This window comes from Corynebacterium sp. 239_CJEI (assembly GCF_001055995.1).
GTDB lineage: Bacteria > Actinomycetota > Actinomycetes > Mycobacteriales > Mycobacteriaceae > Corynebacterium > Corynebacterium jeikeium_D.
Genome location: NZ_JVOW01000007.1, coordinates 26309 through 42153 on the forward strand (window position 1 = coordinate 26309; position 15845 = coordinate 42153).

A 15845-nucleotide genomic window follows, 5' to 3' on the forward strand; every position below is an offset into this window, starting at 1 on the left:
CGCAGCAGACCTCGTCGTAAAGCACAAACGCGCACGTAACTCCTGCCAACTTTACTGCGTGGACAATGCGACATCTACCACTTCGAGAAGACGGCCGCGCAGAACATCGGCACGCGCGCTGAGCTCACGCTGGCGGCGGACGTACTCGGCCTTGCCTTCGGGAGTTTCGATGCGAATAGGCGCAAAACCCCAATCCCGCAGATCGTAGGGAGCGGCGCGCATATCCAACTCACGGGCACTGCACGCGAGCTCGAAAGTATCCAGCCACAGGTCGCCGGGGACCGCCTCGCCGAGCTTGGTCGCCCATTTATACAAGTCCATGTTGGCGTGCAGACAACCCATCTGCTCACAGTGCGGCTGCGTCTCGCGCGTCGGTGCAAACTCGTTGAGCGGCACGGCGTCGGGCGTGAAGAAACGGAAGGCATCGAAGTGCGTACATCGAACCGTGTGGGCCTCGACGACCTCGTCCGTGCCTGCCTGACCCAGCCGCAGTGGCTCCGGATGACGATGCTCGGGCTGGCGATACACCATCGCCCATTCATGCAGACCAAAGCAGTCAAAGTGCGCCGGATTCGCGCGCGTCGAACGCAACAGATTGCCGATGTACCCCACCGTCGTACCTCGCTTATCGACGTACGCCGAAACATCCATGCGCGCCGTCCCAGAGGCGGTATCGGTGGGGTCCTTGCGGGCAGGGCTATCGGTAGTGTCGTCCGTGTCGAGGGTAAAGAACTTCAGGTGACTGATGTCCTTGGCTGTCGCACCGGGAAGATCTACGCCGATGCCCGGTGACCAGCGGCGGAGCTGGCCGGGCTTAACGGGGTAGTACTCGAAGATGAAGTCCCAGACCGGGTGGCGCTGGCCGCGACTGCGACGGGACAGGTGGTCGCGGGTCAGGACATCGACGCGGGCGATATGCCTTGCTTTGGCTTCACGCCAATCGAAAGACGAATCGGGCGTAGGCGTCACTGCTGGCGTCCCTGCGTGCTGCCTGGTCGGGTCCGGGGCTGGTTCACGGCCGAGTGCTGCTTTGGCGCACCGCTGCGACGCGGGGAGACCTCGTGGGTCCAGTCGCGCACGACACCGACCTGCTCCTCGATGAGGTCCTCCAGAGCCACGATGCCGATCTGCTCCGCGCCGGAGAAAGCACCGGTCTTCGGAGCGATGCTTGCCGGGGCGTTTGCGCGCAGGTGCGGCTTTGGCATGCGAGCGCGTACAGCCACTGCCATGTGGGCGCTGTAGCGGCGCATGATGCGCAATCCCTCATCCAGCGTGGCATCGATCGGAATCTCGATCATCGGGCGAATCTCGTCATCGGGGATGGCTGTCTCTGGGCCGGAGGCAGGATCCATGACGCGGTCGAGGACATCTTTCACGTGAACATAGCCGCGGTACTCGTTGGGTTCATTGTTGGCCGCAGCGACGGGGAACCGGGAGAAGCCAGTTTCGGTGACCGCCGTCTCTAGATCGCCGACAGTCGGTGCGGTGGGGAGGCGCCGAATCTGCTCGTGCGGAATCAGTACCTCCTCAATGGTGCGCGTGGCCGAAGCCAGTGTGCGACGAAGGCGGACGTGCTCCTCGCTGTCAAGGAGCCCCTCTTGACGAGACTCCGCAATCATCGATGCCAACTCAGTGGAATCAACAGTGGTGTCGAGCTCATCGCGCTGCTCAATGCCGAACAGCTTCAGCGTATGGCGAGCCATCCAGTTAAACAGCAGCAACAGCGGCTTGGTCAGGCGGTAGAAGACCATATGAACCGGAATGAGCAGCATGGCCATCGTTTCCGGTCCTGCCAGCGCGATATTCTTCGGCACCATCTCACCGAGCATGATGTGCAGCACTGACACCAGCATCAATGCGATGGCAAAGCTCAGCGGGTGCAGCAGCGACTCCGGAATACCCATCGCCTGGAAGGGAGCTTCCAGCAGATGTGCCAGCGCCGGCTCAGAGACCTTACCCAGCAGTAGCGAGGCAATGGTGATGCCCAGCTGTGCGGCGGCGAGCATCATCGACAGGTGCTCAGAAGCATTGATAACTGTGCGTGCGCGCTTCTTTCCCTGAGCCAGCAGCGCTTCCAAACGGTCACGGCGCGCAGCAATAAGTGAGAACTCCGCGCCCACGAAAAACGCGTTGACCAACAACAAGAAGAAAGTCAGGAGGATTCCAAACCAGTCACTCATAGGTTGAACATCTCCTTAGCGCGTTCGTTGGTCACAGGAATCAAAATTGCACGGTCCACGCGGCGGTCATCCATCGCCAGAATGCGGGCGTACCAGCGTCCGGCGATACCCGATTCGAACTCGTCCATGAAGTCGCGTTCGGTCTCTGGCAGCAGGACGACGTCACCGACCTCCGGGATGCGACCGAGCGCAAACATAATCAATCCACCGAGCGTTTCGAAGCTACCTTCTGGGGCGAAGTATCCGACCTTGGTCGGCAGCTCGTCGGTACGCACAAGGCCAGAGCAGTTCCAGCCTTCGATCGCGCGTTTGACTTCCTGCTCGGACTCCTTGTCGTCGTACTCATCCCAGACCTCGCCAAGAATTTCCTCGACGACATCCTCGATGGTGACAATGCCGGCGATGCCGCCGTACTCATCGGCGACCAGCGCAATCTGCGAGCCGGCCGAACGCACGGCCTCCAGCACGGCATCGCCGTCCAGCGACTGCGGCAGCGTCGGCACAGGCCGTGCAATCTCCCGCATAGTGGTGGTTGAGCGCTTCGCCGCAGGCACCGCAAATGCGTCCTTGACGTGGACAACACCGACAGTGGCATCGAGGTCCCCGTCAGTAATGGGGAAGCGGGAATGCCCCGATTCGATAGCGACAGCCAGCAGATCCAGCGCCGTGTCATCGACATCGAGGGAAGTAATCGTCGACCGCGGCGTCATTAGGTCCTCCGCCGTCGTTTCGCCAAAGCGTAACGACGACTCGAGTACAGCGGCCTTCGACTCATCCAATGCACCCTGCTCCGCAGAATTACGTACCAGTGCTTCCAGCTCCTGCGGGGAACGCGCCGAAGCCAACTCATCCGCCGGTTCAATACCGAGCTTGCGCACCAGCCAGTTCGCCGTGGCATTCAGCGAATGGATGAAGTAATGGAACACCCAGTTAAACGCCATCACCGGACGAGCCGTAACTCGCGCTACTGCCAACGGCTCTGTAATCGCGACATTCTTTGGCACCAACTCGCCGTAGACCATTGACAACATCGTGGCCACAATGAGCGCAAGAATCAGCGCGGTCGGTCCCGCTGCAGACTCGCTGAGCCCCATCCAATGCAACATCGGCGTGAAGTACTGCGCCAGCACCGGTTCCGCGAGGAAACCAGTTGCCAGTGTCGTCAACGTAATGCCCAGCTGTGCACCGGAGAGGTGGAAGGACAGTCGATTATGCGCCTTGTGAACGGCCTCAGCAGGTGCATCCGCTGAACGGGCGCGGTCGGCGTCAATCGTAGACCGCTCCAGTCCCGTCAGCGCGAATTCAAACGCCACAAAGAGGCCGGTGCCAGCGGTTAGCGCGATAAAGCCGACAACCGCGACAATATTGAGAACAATATCCACTGATTATCTCTTCTTCTTTTTCCCTCGCTTGGGGCGGTGTACGCGACCGCCAGCACGATTCTTTCCGCTTGCCGACGAACCGCCGCGCCCGCGGTAACCGGCACCACCAGCACCGCCTGCCGATTGGCTCTGATCTTGACGAGCCCGGCGCGGACGCCGTGCGCCCAGTTCCTTGACAAATCGCGGCAGTCCCGGAGCGGCGCGCAGCTCTTCAGCTTCAACGCCGGCCCCTGCCAGCAGCTCGCGGGCCTGATCAACCTGGCGGTCACGCACAATCATCGCTACCGTGCCGGAAGCACCTGCACGAGCCGTCCGACCAGAGCGGTGAATATACGTCGCGGAATCCCTTGGCGGATCCGCGTGCACAACCAAGTCAAGAGCATCGATATCAATGCCACGAGCGGCCACATCCGTGGTGACGAGGACATTGATTTCACCGTCGGCAAAGGCCTTGAGGACCGCGCGGCGAGTTGCCTGGCCGCGATCGCCGTGGAGGAAACCTAACTTGATGTCATAGAACTGTAGAAACTTAGCCAGCTGCACGACACGCGCCTTAGAGTTGGCGAAGATGACGCACTGATCCTTGCGGGAGGCAATCCAGGCGACCACTTCGTCGGCTTCGTTGTTGTCCTCCACCCGAAGTAACAGATGCCGCATATTGCGCATGGTCAACCGGGAGGCAGTGACCTTGTGCTTCGCAACTTCAGTGCTACTTGCGCGACGATCGCGAATAAGCCCCGCGGCGTCGTCGTTAATCGTGGCGGAAAAAACCATGCGCTGTGCCGACTTCGGGCACGCACGGACCAGGCCCAGAACATCGGGCAGAAAGCCCATGTCAGCGAGCATGTCCGCTTCGTCAACGACAACAGCGAGGACGTGCTCAAGGCTGAGGAGACCGCGGCGGCGCAAATCGTGTGCGCGACCCGGTGTGACCACAGCGATATCGACTGGTGCCGCGAGCAGAGTCTGCTGCTTGGCCACGGAGTCACCGCCGACCAAGCTCAAGACACGCAGACCTGCAGCGGCACCGATGTCAGCCAGGACATCAGCAATCTGATCTGCGAGTTCGCGCGTTGGCGAAATAATGAGCGCGCGCGGGTAACCGGGAAGCGCTGGAGAGGCGTTATTGAGTAACGCGACCAGCGGAATGCCGAATGCGAGCGTTTTGCCCGAGCCTGTGGGGGCCTGTGCGAGAACGTCCTTGCCAGCGAAAGCATCTGGCAAAGTCGCCACCTGCACGGCGGTAGGCGAAGTTATGTGCTGGGCACGCAGAATACTCACAATCGCTTCCGGCGTGCCCAACTGTCTGAAATCACTGGACTCAGCAGGAGGGGGCATGCTTGTTAGAATACCGCTATCCCCGGACAGCCATGCAATAGGCACGTCCGGTGAGCTTGAAAACTACCGTCCCATGACATTTACCAACCGCGACCCGGTTGCGCATAGGCCTCGCGCTCAAGAATGGCGGCTCGACGGAAGATGTTGCGGATGGATTTGAGCTCCGCATCGCTGGCCGTGGACATATTCTTTTCAAGGACCTCGAGAGCCTGCTGAACACTGTCAACATACTCGGGGTCGGAATACACCTCCACCCAGTTCGCGATCGCGGAATCCCCATCAACCAGCGATTTTCCTTGCAGAGTCAGCTCGGTTGCAATCCACATTTCGGCGACGATACTGGTTACGGCGACCCGATATGGGTTGAAAGCGCTACAGGAAGAATGCACGTCCAGCAAAAGCTGCGTGATGGTTGTCGGCTCGATGTCCTCGAGCGCCGAAGAAGTCTCTTCCAGCGCGTTATTGCTCAATTCCAACGCACGCACCAGGGCTTCCTGTGCGAGTGACGACCACAGAACCTGTTCCTTAGCGCAGGGTGCTTTGGTTGCCAGATGCGACAGGACTGGGAAAACTTGGTGCAAGTACCAGGCCTCTTGCGCTACGAAGAAGTTGGTTTCGTCCGAGGAAAGGTCGCCGCGGAGCATCGTGGGGACGCTGAACATTCCGCCAATCTCGGCAACGATGTCCTCGATGTCCCGCCACAGCTGGGAAGTAAAGGGGCCCGCCGGCGCAATCTGGAGTGAGTGGCCGAAGAAAGATTCCAGCTCCTTCGGCGTCTGCTCAGTATCAGTGCCTTCGATGGCCGCCGGGTAAAAACTAGAGTTCAGATGCACTGGTTGCATTCGGCGAAGCGCGACCTTTTCCAGGCGACGAGCCCTGTGGCCGTGGTCAATGGGGCCGTGCCCCTGGCCGACGTTGAGGTTATCCGCGAAACGAATGGACTCGCTGAGCCAGCGCGTAGTCCAGCGCAGGGCATCATTAATCGCAGAGCCCCCACCAATCCGTGTGGCAAGAGCTGCGGACAGCGAACAACCCGTGCCATGGGTGTTCTCAGTGTGAATGCGGGGAGAAGAGCTGAAGAAAACCTGGCCATCGGGGAAGGCCACGGCATTGCCGGCTTCCTCATCACTTAAGTGACCAGTCTTTGCAATCACGATGACATCGTTCTTGCTCGCGAACTCCAGCGCCTGCTCAATCAGCTCAGTGAAGTCGCTGGCCTCCGGGGCGTCGGCAAGCAATGCCAGTTCGGGAACATTCGGCGTGATGACGGTGGCTTCCGCGACCAAGTCACGCATTGCGTCCATGGCATCTTCGTCAAGCAGACGGTCGCCAGAGGTGGCGACCATAACCGGATCGAGAACAACCACGGCTGGCTTGGTCTCCCGAACCCAGTTGGTGACGGCCTGCGTGAGTTCGCGTGAACCCAATATGCCAATCTTCACCGCGTCGATGGTGACATCCTCAGTTACAGCAGCCAGCTGCTCGACGAGGAAGTCAACAGGTGGGGTGTGGACGGCACGAACGCCCACGGTGTTCTGAGATACCAAAGCGGTGACCACGCCCATACCATAACCACCGGCGGCGGCGATTGATTTCAAATCGGCATGGAGCCCAGCGCCACCTGTTGGGTCTGTGCCGGCGATGGAAAGAACTCGTGGCACAAAATCAGGCTTTGCCTTCTTGGGAAATGGCATCTCAGACCCCTTTTAACTTCAAGAGCGTGAAGCGACAGACTTCAAGACTACGCTTCAACCTCGGAGCGGTCGCCAGACCAGAGGGTGTGGAAAGCACCCTCGCGGTCAACACGCTGGTAAGTGTGCGCACCGAAGTAGTCACGCTGCCCCTGAACCAGTGCTGCCGGCAGACGCTCCGCACGCAGGCCGTCGTAGTAAGCCAGCGAAGAGGAGAACACCGGAGCCGGGATACCCATCTGTGCTGCAGTGACGACAACGTCGCGCCACGCGTCGAGGCACTCGGTGACCTGGTCACGGAAGTACTCGTCGAGTACCAGCGCCGGCAGCTCCGGATTGCGGTCGTACGCTTCCTTGATGCGGTTCAGGAACTGTGCGCGGATGATGCAGCCACCACGCCAGATGGTCGCCAGCGCACCGCGGTCAATCTCCCAGCCGTACTCCTTGGCACCAGCGTTAATCTCATCGAAGCCCTGCGAGTAGGCAACGATCTTGGAAGCGTAGAGCGCCTTACGGACGCGCTCCACAAAAGCATCGCGATCTTCCGGTGCCTTAGCCAGGCTTCCCGACGGCAGGTTGCGGGCAGCCTCACGCTGAGCAAGGGAAGACGACAGGGCGCGAGCGAACACGGCCTCGCCAATACCAGTTACTGGAATGCCCAAGTCCAAAGCGGCCTTGACCGTCCAACGGCCGGTACCCTTCTGACCAGCAGCATCAACGATGACATCCACCAGCGGCTTGCCTGTCTTCTCATCGACCTGAGAGAGAACCTCAGCGGTAATCTCGACCAGGTAGGAGTCCAGGTCGCCCTTATTCCACTCGCGGAAGATATCTGCAATCTCGGCAGGGGTGAGGCCAGCGGCCTCACGCAGCAGGTGGTAGGCCTCGCCAATGACCTGCATATCCGCGTACTCGATGCCGTTGTGGACCATTTTTACAAAGTGGCCAGCGCCATCGGAGGAAATGTGAGTACAGCACGGAACGCCATCAACGTGAGCGGAGATGGACTCCAGCAGCGGGCCGAGGGACTCGTAGGACTCCTTCGTGCCACCCGGCATAATGGATGGGCCAGTCAGAGCACCTTCTTCACCACCGGAAATACCAGTGCCAACGTAGTGCAGGCCACGGGCGCGAATAGCCTTCTCGCGACGGATGGTGTCCGTGTAAAGAGAGTTACCGCCATCAATGATGATGTCGCCGGGCTCCATCACGTCGGCAAGCTGATCGATGACCGCATCAGTAGCGGCACCTGCCTGAACCATGATCAGAGCGCGACGCGGGCGCTCCAGCGAAGCGACGAACTCTTCAATGGTCTCGGACGGGATGAATGAGCCTTCATCACCGTGTTCAGCGATGAGGGTGCGAGTTTTCTCCGGGCTGCGGTTGTACACGGCAACGGTGTGTCCCTTGTGGGCGAAGTTGCGTGCGATATTCGAGCCCATGACGGCGAGCCCGACGACACCAATTTGTGCGAGTTCATTGTTATCGGTCATGCCCACCATCTTAAAGCCTGGCCGGGGTTCGTTGTATCTGGGACTCAGAAAATTGTTACTGCTTTTAACATTGAAACTGCCACGAGTGATGGCGTGCGCTGGCACAATGTTTGGCATGACTGACGAGACTATTGCGAATAATGGCAGTTCACAGGACTCTAACTCTGCAGCTTCCGCCGCCGAGCAGGCGAAGAGGAAGGCGCTGCGCGATTATATGACACTGGCGACGAAGGCGAGCCAGGAAGCCTTGAGCGATGAGGAGCTGGCTGTTTTTAACAGCACCTTGGGCGATAACGGAATCGGCGGTCTAGATACCTTGCTGGGCACGAAGTTTGTCCATGTCGGGCCGGAGCGAATTCAGATGGAGCTCGAGGTCGGGCCCGACCACCTGCAACCGTGGGGCCTAGCCAATGGCGGTGTTTATTGCTCGCTAGGCGAGACTGCTGGCTCTATTGCTGGTTTCGTTGCCTGCGGTGCGAAGAAGCCGGTCGTCGGTGTGAACAACAACACCGATTTCTACCGCTCCGCCCGGGCTGGCGAGGTAATCGTTACCACGGCGGAGCCAGAGTACCTGGGGCGCACCATGCAACTGTGGCGCATTGAGCACACCCGCAAGGCAGATGAAAAACTGTTGGCCCGCACCAACCTACGAATTGCGGTACTCGACAAGCCGCTGTAGCAAATCGTTATAGGTGGTAACGGGCCTGGTAGGAAGCTCGCAGGTGGCTTGTCGTGATTAGCTGTTTTCTAATCTGGCCACCTGCAAGTTAACTACTTGTTCCTTTTTGCGCGGTGCTCGCGGCGAGTGTCGCGAACCTCCAGCGGCAGATCCTGCTCAGCCTTGTCCTTGTTGAACTCGGCCAGGCGGTCGATGGCGTTGCGTGCGTACATCTGCTGGCGGGTGGAAACCATCTGCCAACGGTTGCGATCCAGGACGTTCAGGCCCCAGCTGACGCAGGAGACGAGGCGGTTGCGGAAGCCCACCAGGAACATCAGGTGGACGGCCAGCCACAGAATCCAGCCGATGAAGCCGGTAACCTCAACCTTGCCCATCTTCACCACTGCGGAGAAGCGGGAGACGGTTGCCATGGAGCCCTTATCGAAGTACTCGAACGGCTGACGCTCTGCGACATCGCGGCCGTCGGCCTCAGCTGCAATGTTGGCGGCGACGTACTCGCCACCCTGAATAGCAACCTGAGCAACACCCGGCAGGTTCTCGCGGTTGGACATGTCGCCCACGACGTAGACGTTCTTGTAGCCACCAGCTGTCATGTCCTCGTTGACAACGACACGGCCAGCGCGGTCGGTCTCGGCGCCAGTCTGCTCGGCAATCATCTTGCCCAGCGGGGAAGCGGACACGCCGGCGGACCAAATCTTGCAGAACGACGGGATGAACTCCTCGGTTCCATCCTTCATGTTCTTGTAGGTGACGCCCTCTTCATTGACGTCAGTCACCATCGCGCCAAGCTTGACGATGACGCCCATCTTTTCCAGGGACTTCTGAGCCTTGCGGCCCAGACGCTTGCCAAACGGCGGCAGAACCTGCGGTGCGCCGTCGAGCAGGACGACGCGTGCAGCGTGCGGGTTGTAGCTGCGGTAGGACGATGCGAGGGTGCGGTTAGCCAGCTCGGCCAGCTGGCCGGCAAGTTCAACACCAGTCGGACCAGCGCCGACAACGACGAAGGTCAGCAGGCGCTCGCGCTCAGCGGGATCGTCGGTCAGCTCGGCGCGCTCAAACGCGCCGATGATGCGGGCACGGATTTCGAGTGCGTCGTCGATGTTCTTCATGCCCGGAGCAAACTCGGCAAAGTGATCATTGCCGAAGTAGGACTGGCCAGCGCCAGCGGCAACCAGGAGGTGGTCGTATTCCCACTTGGAAGTCTGGTGACCCAGTTCCGAAGTCACAACCTGCTTTTCGACGTCGATGTCGGTGACATCGCCCTTGACAACACGAACGTTCTGAACACCGTCGAAGATTGTACGAGTGGACGGAGCGATTTCGCCCGAGGACAGGATGCCCGTTGCTACCTGGTAGAGCAGTGGCTGGAACAGGTGGTGGTTAGTGCGGTCGATGAGAGTGACGTCGACCTCGGCGCCCTGCAACTTCTTCGCCGCGAACAAGCCACCGAAACCCGAACCGATGACGACCACGTGCGGGCGTCCGGAGTGCGGGCGGTACGGAGTCTCGGTCATGTATTTTCTCCTCACAGACTTGAAAGTTCTCGAAGTTTTAGATTCGGCTTTTAGCCGGCAAGCCACAATAGTAATCCTCTCGGTGCGCCACCGCCTATTCTGGGTCCCTGCGCGGTAGGCTGCGAGAGCAAACTCAGTTCGTTATTCGTACCTTTATGCGGCGCGATTGTTAGGAGGTTCGGGCAGGGTGAATTCGGCAAGCCGGCAGGCAATTGACGCAGAGCGATGGCCTCGGGTTGCGCGTATTCCAGAGGGGCGTTTTCTAGCGAAACGTGCCGAAATGATGGAACGCTCTTTTGAGCGACTCTGCCAGGATAACGGCATTGAACTGGTTGAATCCGGTGAGTTTGTCGGGGAGTCTTTCATTACTCGGTCGACGGGTGACGCCGATTTGGCTATCGACGGAGTCGGTGGTGCCAGCTCTAGCGGCGGCAGTGAATCTCCCACTAGTTCTGAATCGTTTCGTCCAGTCGTTTTCAGCGTCATTGATCCTGTTTTCTATTCTCGACTAGCTGATTCAGAATGGCTCGGATTGGGGGAGGCCTATCTCGCGGGCGAATGGTCCAGTGATGATTTGCCAGAGCTTCTCAGCCGACTGCTCAGCGCCGAGCTTGATATTGCTTCGTTGGGGCCGCTGGCACGTGGTCTGATGAAAGTCGCGCGTTCACGTCCGCGTCTCGATGGGCCAGATATGGCGGGAGAGTTGCCGACCTCATTGCTCGAGCTCTATTCCGGCGAATTGCTGATGGGCGGTTCCGGCCTGTTCGCCTCCGGAGTGCGAACCTCGTCGCGGGAACAGATTCAAAACTATGCCCGTGGTGCTGGCAAGGGTGGGGTTCCCTCGCACTGGTCAGTTGACGTGACTTATGTCGATGCCCCGAAATCCGTCGCGCGTGCCGATTTTCTGCATGCCCAGGTGCGCAATATTGAGCACATCCTCGATCTTGCTCGAGTCCGGGCCGGAGACCGTGTCGCCGAATGGCCGTCGGCAGGCGGAGAAATTTCCCTTCGGGCTGCAGAAAGAGGAGCGGGCGCGGAGGTTATTACCGTCTCTGATGACCACACCGAAACGGTGCTGGAACGGGTGGAAAAAGCCGGATTGCGCGGCGCGGTCGATGTGATCCAGATGGATCGCAACATTCCGTCGCCACGCGAATTCGAGTCCGACTTCGAGGCGGTTATCAACGTCGGGCGTCTGGAGACCTTCGGTCGTGCAGGTGCGCTGCGCTGGCTGAAGAGCGCCGAGCGTCTGCTTGTCGACCGCGGCACCATCGTCGTCCAAATGGTGGTAGCGACGGACAAATTCGATGCGCTCGCCGAGCGCAGCTTGGACCTCGTACGCGCTTATGTGTGGCCGCAGCTGCAGCTTTTCACCATGGAAGAGCTGCGCAAGATGGTGGACCGGGAAACCGGCCTGCGCATCGCGGCGGAAGAGTACATTCCGGCGCACTTCGCGACGACCTTGCAGCTCCAGCGAGATTTCTTTGCGGCGCATGCGCGCGAAGCCGCTGGTATCGGCTACGACAGAGTGTTCCGGAGGATGTGGAATTACTATCTGTCGCTGTTTGAAGCGCTCGTGCGCGCAGAGAAAGTCACGCTCGTACAGGTCGAGCTAGTGCATGCGCCACGCAGGCCTCACTAGCAGTGGGCAGCTCCGGGCGCGTTGGAAATTCGCCAGATAAATAAAGCCTGTAAAAATAAATCACGTTTTTAGGCAAAACCACCTCAAAGGCGATGTTTAGGGTCTAAAAACGAAACTATGAACGCACAGAGCACCACACGTACTGCAGACATTGTTGTCGTCGGCGCCGGACTTGCCGGATTGGTCGCGACGTATGAGGCCACGCAGGCCGGCAAGAAGGTCATCCTTGTCGATCAGGAGAATGCCAACAACCTCGGCGGACAGGCTTTCTGGTCGCTGGGAGGAATCTTTCTCGTCGACTCGCCAGAGCAGCGTCGTCTGGGAGTCAAGGACAACCGCGAGCTCGCTGAAGCTGACTGGTTCAACTCCGCGCAGTTCGACCGCGAGGAAGACAACTGGGGACGCAAGTGGGCCAAGGCCTACCTGAACTTCGCGGCAGGGGAGAAGCGTGACTACCTCCGCAATCTCGGCGTGAAGTTCCTGCCTGTCGTCGGGTGGGCTGAGCGCGGTGAAGGGCGTGCCGACGGTCACGGCAACTCGGTACCCCGATTCCACCTCACCTGGGGCACAGGCCCCGAAATCGTCCGCGTATTCGCAGAGCCGGTCGCTGAGGCTGCGAAGAAGGGGCTGGTGGAATACTGCCATCGCCACCGCGTTGACGAGGTGATTGTGGAAGATGGCCGCGCCGTCGGCGTGCGTGGCAAGATTCTGGTTCCCTGTGAATCTTTAGAGCGAGGAGTGGCGTCGTCACGCGAGGAAACAGGGGAGGACTTTGAGATCCGCGGGTCGGCCGTGTGCATTGCGACGGGCGGTGTTGGCGGCAACCTGGAAGCCGTGCGTAAGTGCTGGCCGACCGAGCGCCTGGGCGAGATGCCGAAGGACATGGTCTGCGGTGTGCCAGAGCATGTTGACGGCCGTGGTATCGAGATCGCAGAGCAGGCCGGCGCAAACCTCGTCAACCGTGACCGCATGTGGCATTACACCGAGGGCATGAAGAACTGGAATCCCGTGTGGCCGAATCACGGTATCCGTATCATCCCGGGGCCGTCGGCCATGTGGTTCGACGCAGAAGGAAACCGCCTGCCAGCGCCATATATTCCGGGCGCCGATACTGTCGGCACGATGAAGCACATTCTGGCCACCGGACACTCGTACTCCTGGTTTGTGCTGAATAAGAACATCGTGGGCAAAGAGTTTATTTTCTCTGGCTCAGAACAGAATCCGGATCTGACCGACAAGGAGATCAAGAAGCTGATTGGCAAGGTGACCTCTGGTGTTGCCGCACCTATTCAGGCGTTTATGGATAACGGCGAAGACTGGGTGGTTGCCGACGATCTGCCAAAGCTGGTCGAGGGGATGAACGAGATTGTGGAGGCGAGCTCGGGCGGGGAGTCCGGAGCCGCAGCGCCGAAGATTGACCTGGAGAAGCTCGAGGAGCAGATTCGTCAGCGCGATATGCAGACCGGTAATCCCTTCTCCAAGGACTACCAGGTCAATTACGTCAACGTGGCCCGGAACTTCCTCGGGGACAAGATCATCCGCTCCGTGCCGCCATCACCGATTTTGGATCCGAAGAACGGCCCACTGATTGCTATTCGTCTGCGCATGCTGACCCGCAAGACGCTCGGTGGCATCGAGACCACCCTCGACGGCCAGTGCTTGCACCCGGACGGAACACCTTTTGAGGGGCTCTACGCTGCAGGCGAGGCCTCTGGCTTCGGTGGCGGTGGCGTTCACGGCAACAACGCGCTGGAAGGTACATTCCTGGGCGGCTGTATTTTCAGTGGCCGCCAGGCAGGCCGCGCGATGGCGGAAGTGGTTAAGTAGCTCCCGCATACCGCACGGCTCGGTGGAAGAAACCGCGCCTACTCCAGCCCGATGGAGAATGCACTTTCCAGGTCGTGCTGAGAGTAGGTGCGGAAAGCCAGCTGAGTCTGAGTGCGAATAACACCGTCGACCTTGCTGATGAGATTTGGAATGATTTCCGCCAAATCATCGTGATTAGTTGCGCGCACCACGACGACCAAGTCCCAGTCACCAGTAACGGAGTAGACCTCAGTCACGCCGTCGATCTCGACGATGGTCTCGGCGGCCTCCGGAATCTTGTCAGCTTCGACATCGATGGACACAATTGCGGTAATCAAACTCATGGCTGCCTTTCCTCGGAGTTTAAACGTGGGGCCCGCTTGAATAGCGTGGCCCGGACCGCAAGGTACGCAAGATTGCTCAAGATACTGCGGCCCGGAATTTCATTTCTGTCACGATTCTACTGATTTCCAGAAAACAGCCTGGAGGATCCGGACGAAAGGCGGTAAAAAGGGCGCTATGACACAAACCGCATTTCAGTCCAACCCAGTCCAGCTTTCCGGAGACCTGCCCGAGGTGGGCAACAAGGCTCCGGAGTTTACCCTCACCGGTGGCGACCTCGGGGAGGTCACCAACGAGACCTTCGCTGGTAAGAAGGTCGTCTACAACATCTTCCCGTCGGTAGACACCGGTGTTTGTGCAGCTTCGGTGCGTCACTTCAACGAGGACGCTGCTGGGCTGGACAACACCGTCGTGGTTAATGTTTCGCGTGACCTGCCGTTCGCTCTCGGCCGCTTCTGCGCTGCAGAAGGCCTGGACAACGTTGAGGTTGCCTCGGACTTCCGCCACGGCTTCGGCGAAGCCTTCGGTGTTGTCCAGCAGGATGGCCCGCTCGCTGGCCTGCTTGCTCGTGCCGTAGTCGTCACTGACGAAGAGGGCAAGGTCATTTACAACCAGCTGGTCGATGAGATCACCACGGAGCCGGACTACGACTCCGCACTGGCTGCACTGAAGTAATTAGCTAACTAGCTTTCAGCAGCAAGTAACCAGCTGGAATCGACGGGGCTCGTCGGCGCACTCGCTAGGCTGTTGCCTGGCGGACTTCGCCGACGAGCTCTTCTAGTACGTCCTCCAGCGCAACGATTCCGTTGACAGAGCTCTCCGAAGTACTATTTTCCTCCGTCACCAAGGCGAAGTGAGCCTGCTCGCGCTGCATCAGCCGCATGACCGTCTGGAGCTTGGCATCCGGGCTGACGCTTGCAAAGGTGCGAATCAGATTCCGCGGGAAGGGTCGGTCGCGGTGACCGTCGTCAAGCGAGAGCAAATCCTTGACATGAAGGTAGCCGATGAAGCTGCTGTCGGCATCGGTGATGGGGAAGCGGGAAAAGCGCGTGCGTGCGCTGAGCTCTTCGATGTCGGCGACGGTGGCGTCGGAGCCAATGGTGACGAGGGTGTCGAGTTGCATAGTGACATCCGCGGCGGTGAGATGCTCGAAGCCGAGAGCTTTGTGGAGGAGCGCGAGCTCGTCATTGTCGAGAAGGCCCTGACGCCCGGACTCGGCGACGAAATCCTGCACCTGACTAGCGGTGAAGGAGGAATCGACCTCGTCCTTCGGAGTGGCGCGAAGAACCTTGCGAACCACGATGTTCGCGGTCGTATTCATCGCCCAGATAACCGGATTGAGCACCCGCACAATCACATACAGCGGAATAGCCACGAACTTCGCAGTCGGGCTGGGAGCCGCAATAGCGATGTTCTTCGGCACCATTTCGCCGACAACCATGTGTAAGAAAGTGACAATCAGCAGCGCCAACGCCAGCGCAACCACGTGGGCGGTGCCCGCGGGGAGTCCCAGCGCTGTCATGTAGGGCTCGAAGAAGTGCGCAATCGCAGGCTCGCCGACGGCACCGATGAGCAGGGAACAGGCGGTAATGCCCAGCTGTGTTGCCGCCAGGGAGACCGACACGTTTTCGATACCGCGCAGCGCGTACTTTGCGCTGGTAGAGCCGCTGACGGCATCCGGTTCAATTTGATCGCGGCGAGCCGAGACCATCGCAAATTCAGCGGCGACAAACCAGGCATTGAGGGCCAACAGCAAAATAAGAGTAAGTAGTGGCATG

13 protein-coding genes are annotated in these 15845 nt (G+C 59.5%); 4 read left to right on the forward strand and 9 right to left on the reverse strand.

Features of this window, described 5'->3' with window-relative positions; translation table 11 throughout:
• Window positions 1–51: 51 nt before the first annotated feature.
• The 6 genes from ADB08_RS02365 to gndA form a co-directional block, all read right to left on the reverse strand.
• Window positions 52–969 (reverse strand): hypothetical protein, encoded by a 918-nt coding sequence (locus tag ADB08_RS02365; protein ID WP_049170479.1) that lies wholly within the window; start codon window positions 967–969, stop codon window positions 52–54.
• Window positions 966–2180, reverse strand: coding sequence for a hemolysin family protein (locus tag ADB08_RS02370; protein WP_049170482.1), 1215 nt, complete (start codon window positions 2178–2180; stop codon window positions 966–968). Before ADB08_RS02370 ends, ADB08_RS02365 begins: the two co-directional genes overlap by 4 nt.
• Entirely contained in the window at window positions 2177–3562 is a 1386-nt protein-coding gene (locus ADB08_RS02375; protein WP_016422831.1) for a hemolysin family protein, read from the reverse strand. The genes ADB08_RS02370 and ADB08_RS02375 overlap by 4 nt, the downstream gene beginning before the upstream one ends.
• 3 nt (window positions 3563–3565) lie before the next feature.
• Entirely contained in the window at window positions 3566–4795 is a 1230-nt protein-coding gene (locus tag ADB08_RS02380; RefSeq protein ID WP_239660003.1) for a DEAD/DEAH box helicase, read from the reverse strand.
• Window positions 4796–4980: 185 nt separating this feature from the next.
• Window positions 4981–6594 (reverse strand): bifunctional hydroxymethylpyrimidine kinase/phosphomethylpyrimidine kinase, encoded by a 1614-nt coding sequence (locus ADB08_RS02385; RefSeq protein ID WP_049170488.1) that lies wholly within the window; start codon window positions 6592–6594, stop codon window positions 4981–4983.
• A gap of 47 nt (window positions 6595–6641) precedes the next feature.
• Window positions 6642–8093, reverse strand: coding sequence for an NADP-dependent phosphogluconate dehydrogenase (gene gndA, locus ADB08_RS02390; protein ID WP_049170491.1), 1452 nt, complete (start codon window positions 8091–8093; stop codon window positions 6642–6644).
• Window positions 8094–8199: 106 nt separating this feature from the next.
• Between gndA and ADB08_RS02395 the strand changes: the two genes are divergently transcribed.
• Window positions 8200–8763: a PaaI family thioesterase gene (locus tag ADB08_RS02395; protein ID WP_236659468.1), complete on the forward strand. Its 564-nt coding sequence runs from the start codon at window positions 8200–8202 to the stop codon at window positions 8761–8763.
• A gap of 92 nt (window positions 8764–8855) precedes the next feature.
• On the opposite strand, the gene ADB08_RS02400 is transcribed toward ADB08_RS02395, so the two are convergent.
• Window positions 8856–10277, reverse strand: coding sequence for an NAD(P)/FAD-dependent oxidoreductase (locus tag ADB08_RS02400; protein ID WP_049170497.1), 1422 nt, complete (start codon window positions 10275–10277; stop codon window positions 8856–8858).
• 187 nt (window positions 10278–10464) lie between these two features.
• On the opposite strand from ADB08_RS02400, the gene ADB08_RS02405 reads away from it, so the two are divergent.
• Window positions 10465–11919: a class I SAM-dependent methyltransferase gene (locus ADB08_RS02405; protein WP_049170499.1), complete on the forward strand. Its 1455-nt coding sequence runs from the start codon at window positions 10465–10467 to the stop codon at window positions 11917–11919.
• Window positions 11920–12036: 117 nt separating this feature from the next.
• A complete protein-coding gene (locus tag ADB08_RS02410) occupies window positions 12037–13746 on the forward strand; it encodes an FAD-binding dehydrogenase (protein ID WP_049170503.1) in 1710 nt (569 codons plus the stop codon).
• Between the two features lie 38 nt (window positions 13747–13784).
• Here the strand turns inward: ADB08_RS02410 and ADB08_RS02415 are convergent, their stop codons facing one another.
• Complete coding sequence (locus ADB08_RS02415; RefSeq protein ID WP_005511316.1) at window positions 13785–14069, reverse strand: Lrp/AsnC family transcriptional regulator; 285 nt, start codon at window positions 14067–14069, stop codon at window positions 13785–13787.
• Between the two features lie 175 nt (window positions 14070–14244).
• Between ADB08_RS02415 and tpx the strand changes: the two genes are divergently transcribed.
• Window positions 14245–14742, forward strand: a complete 498-nt coding sequence (gene tpx / locus ADB08_RS02420) for a thiol peroxidase (protein WP_049170506.1) — start codon at window positions 14245–14247, stop codon at window positions 14740–14742.
• Window positions 14743–14806: 64 nt separating this feature from the next.
• Here the strand turns inward: tpx and ADB08_RS02425 are convergent, their stop codons facing one another.
• Window positions 14807–15844 carry a hemolysin family protein gene (locus ADB08_RS02425; protein ID WP_049170509.1) on the reverse strand — a complete coding sequence of 346 codons (1038 nt, stop codon included), beginning with the start codon at window positions 15842–15844 and terminating at the stop codon, window positions 14807–14809.
• Window position 15845 lies beyond the last annotated feature (1 nt).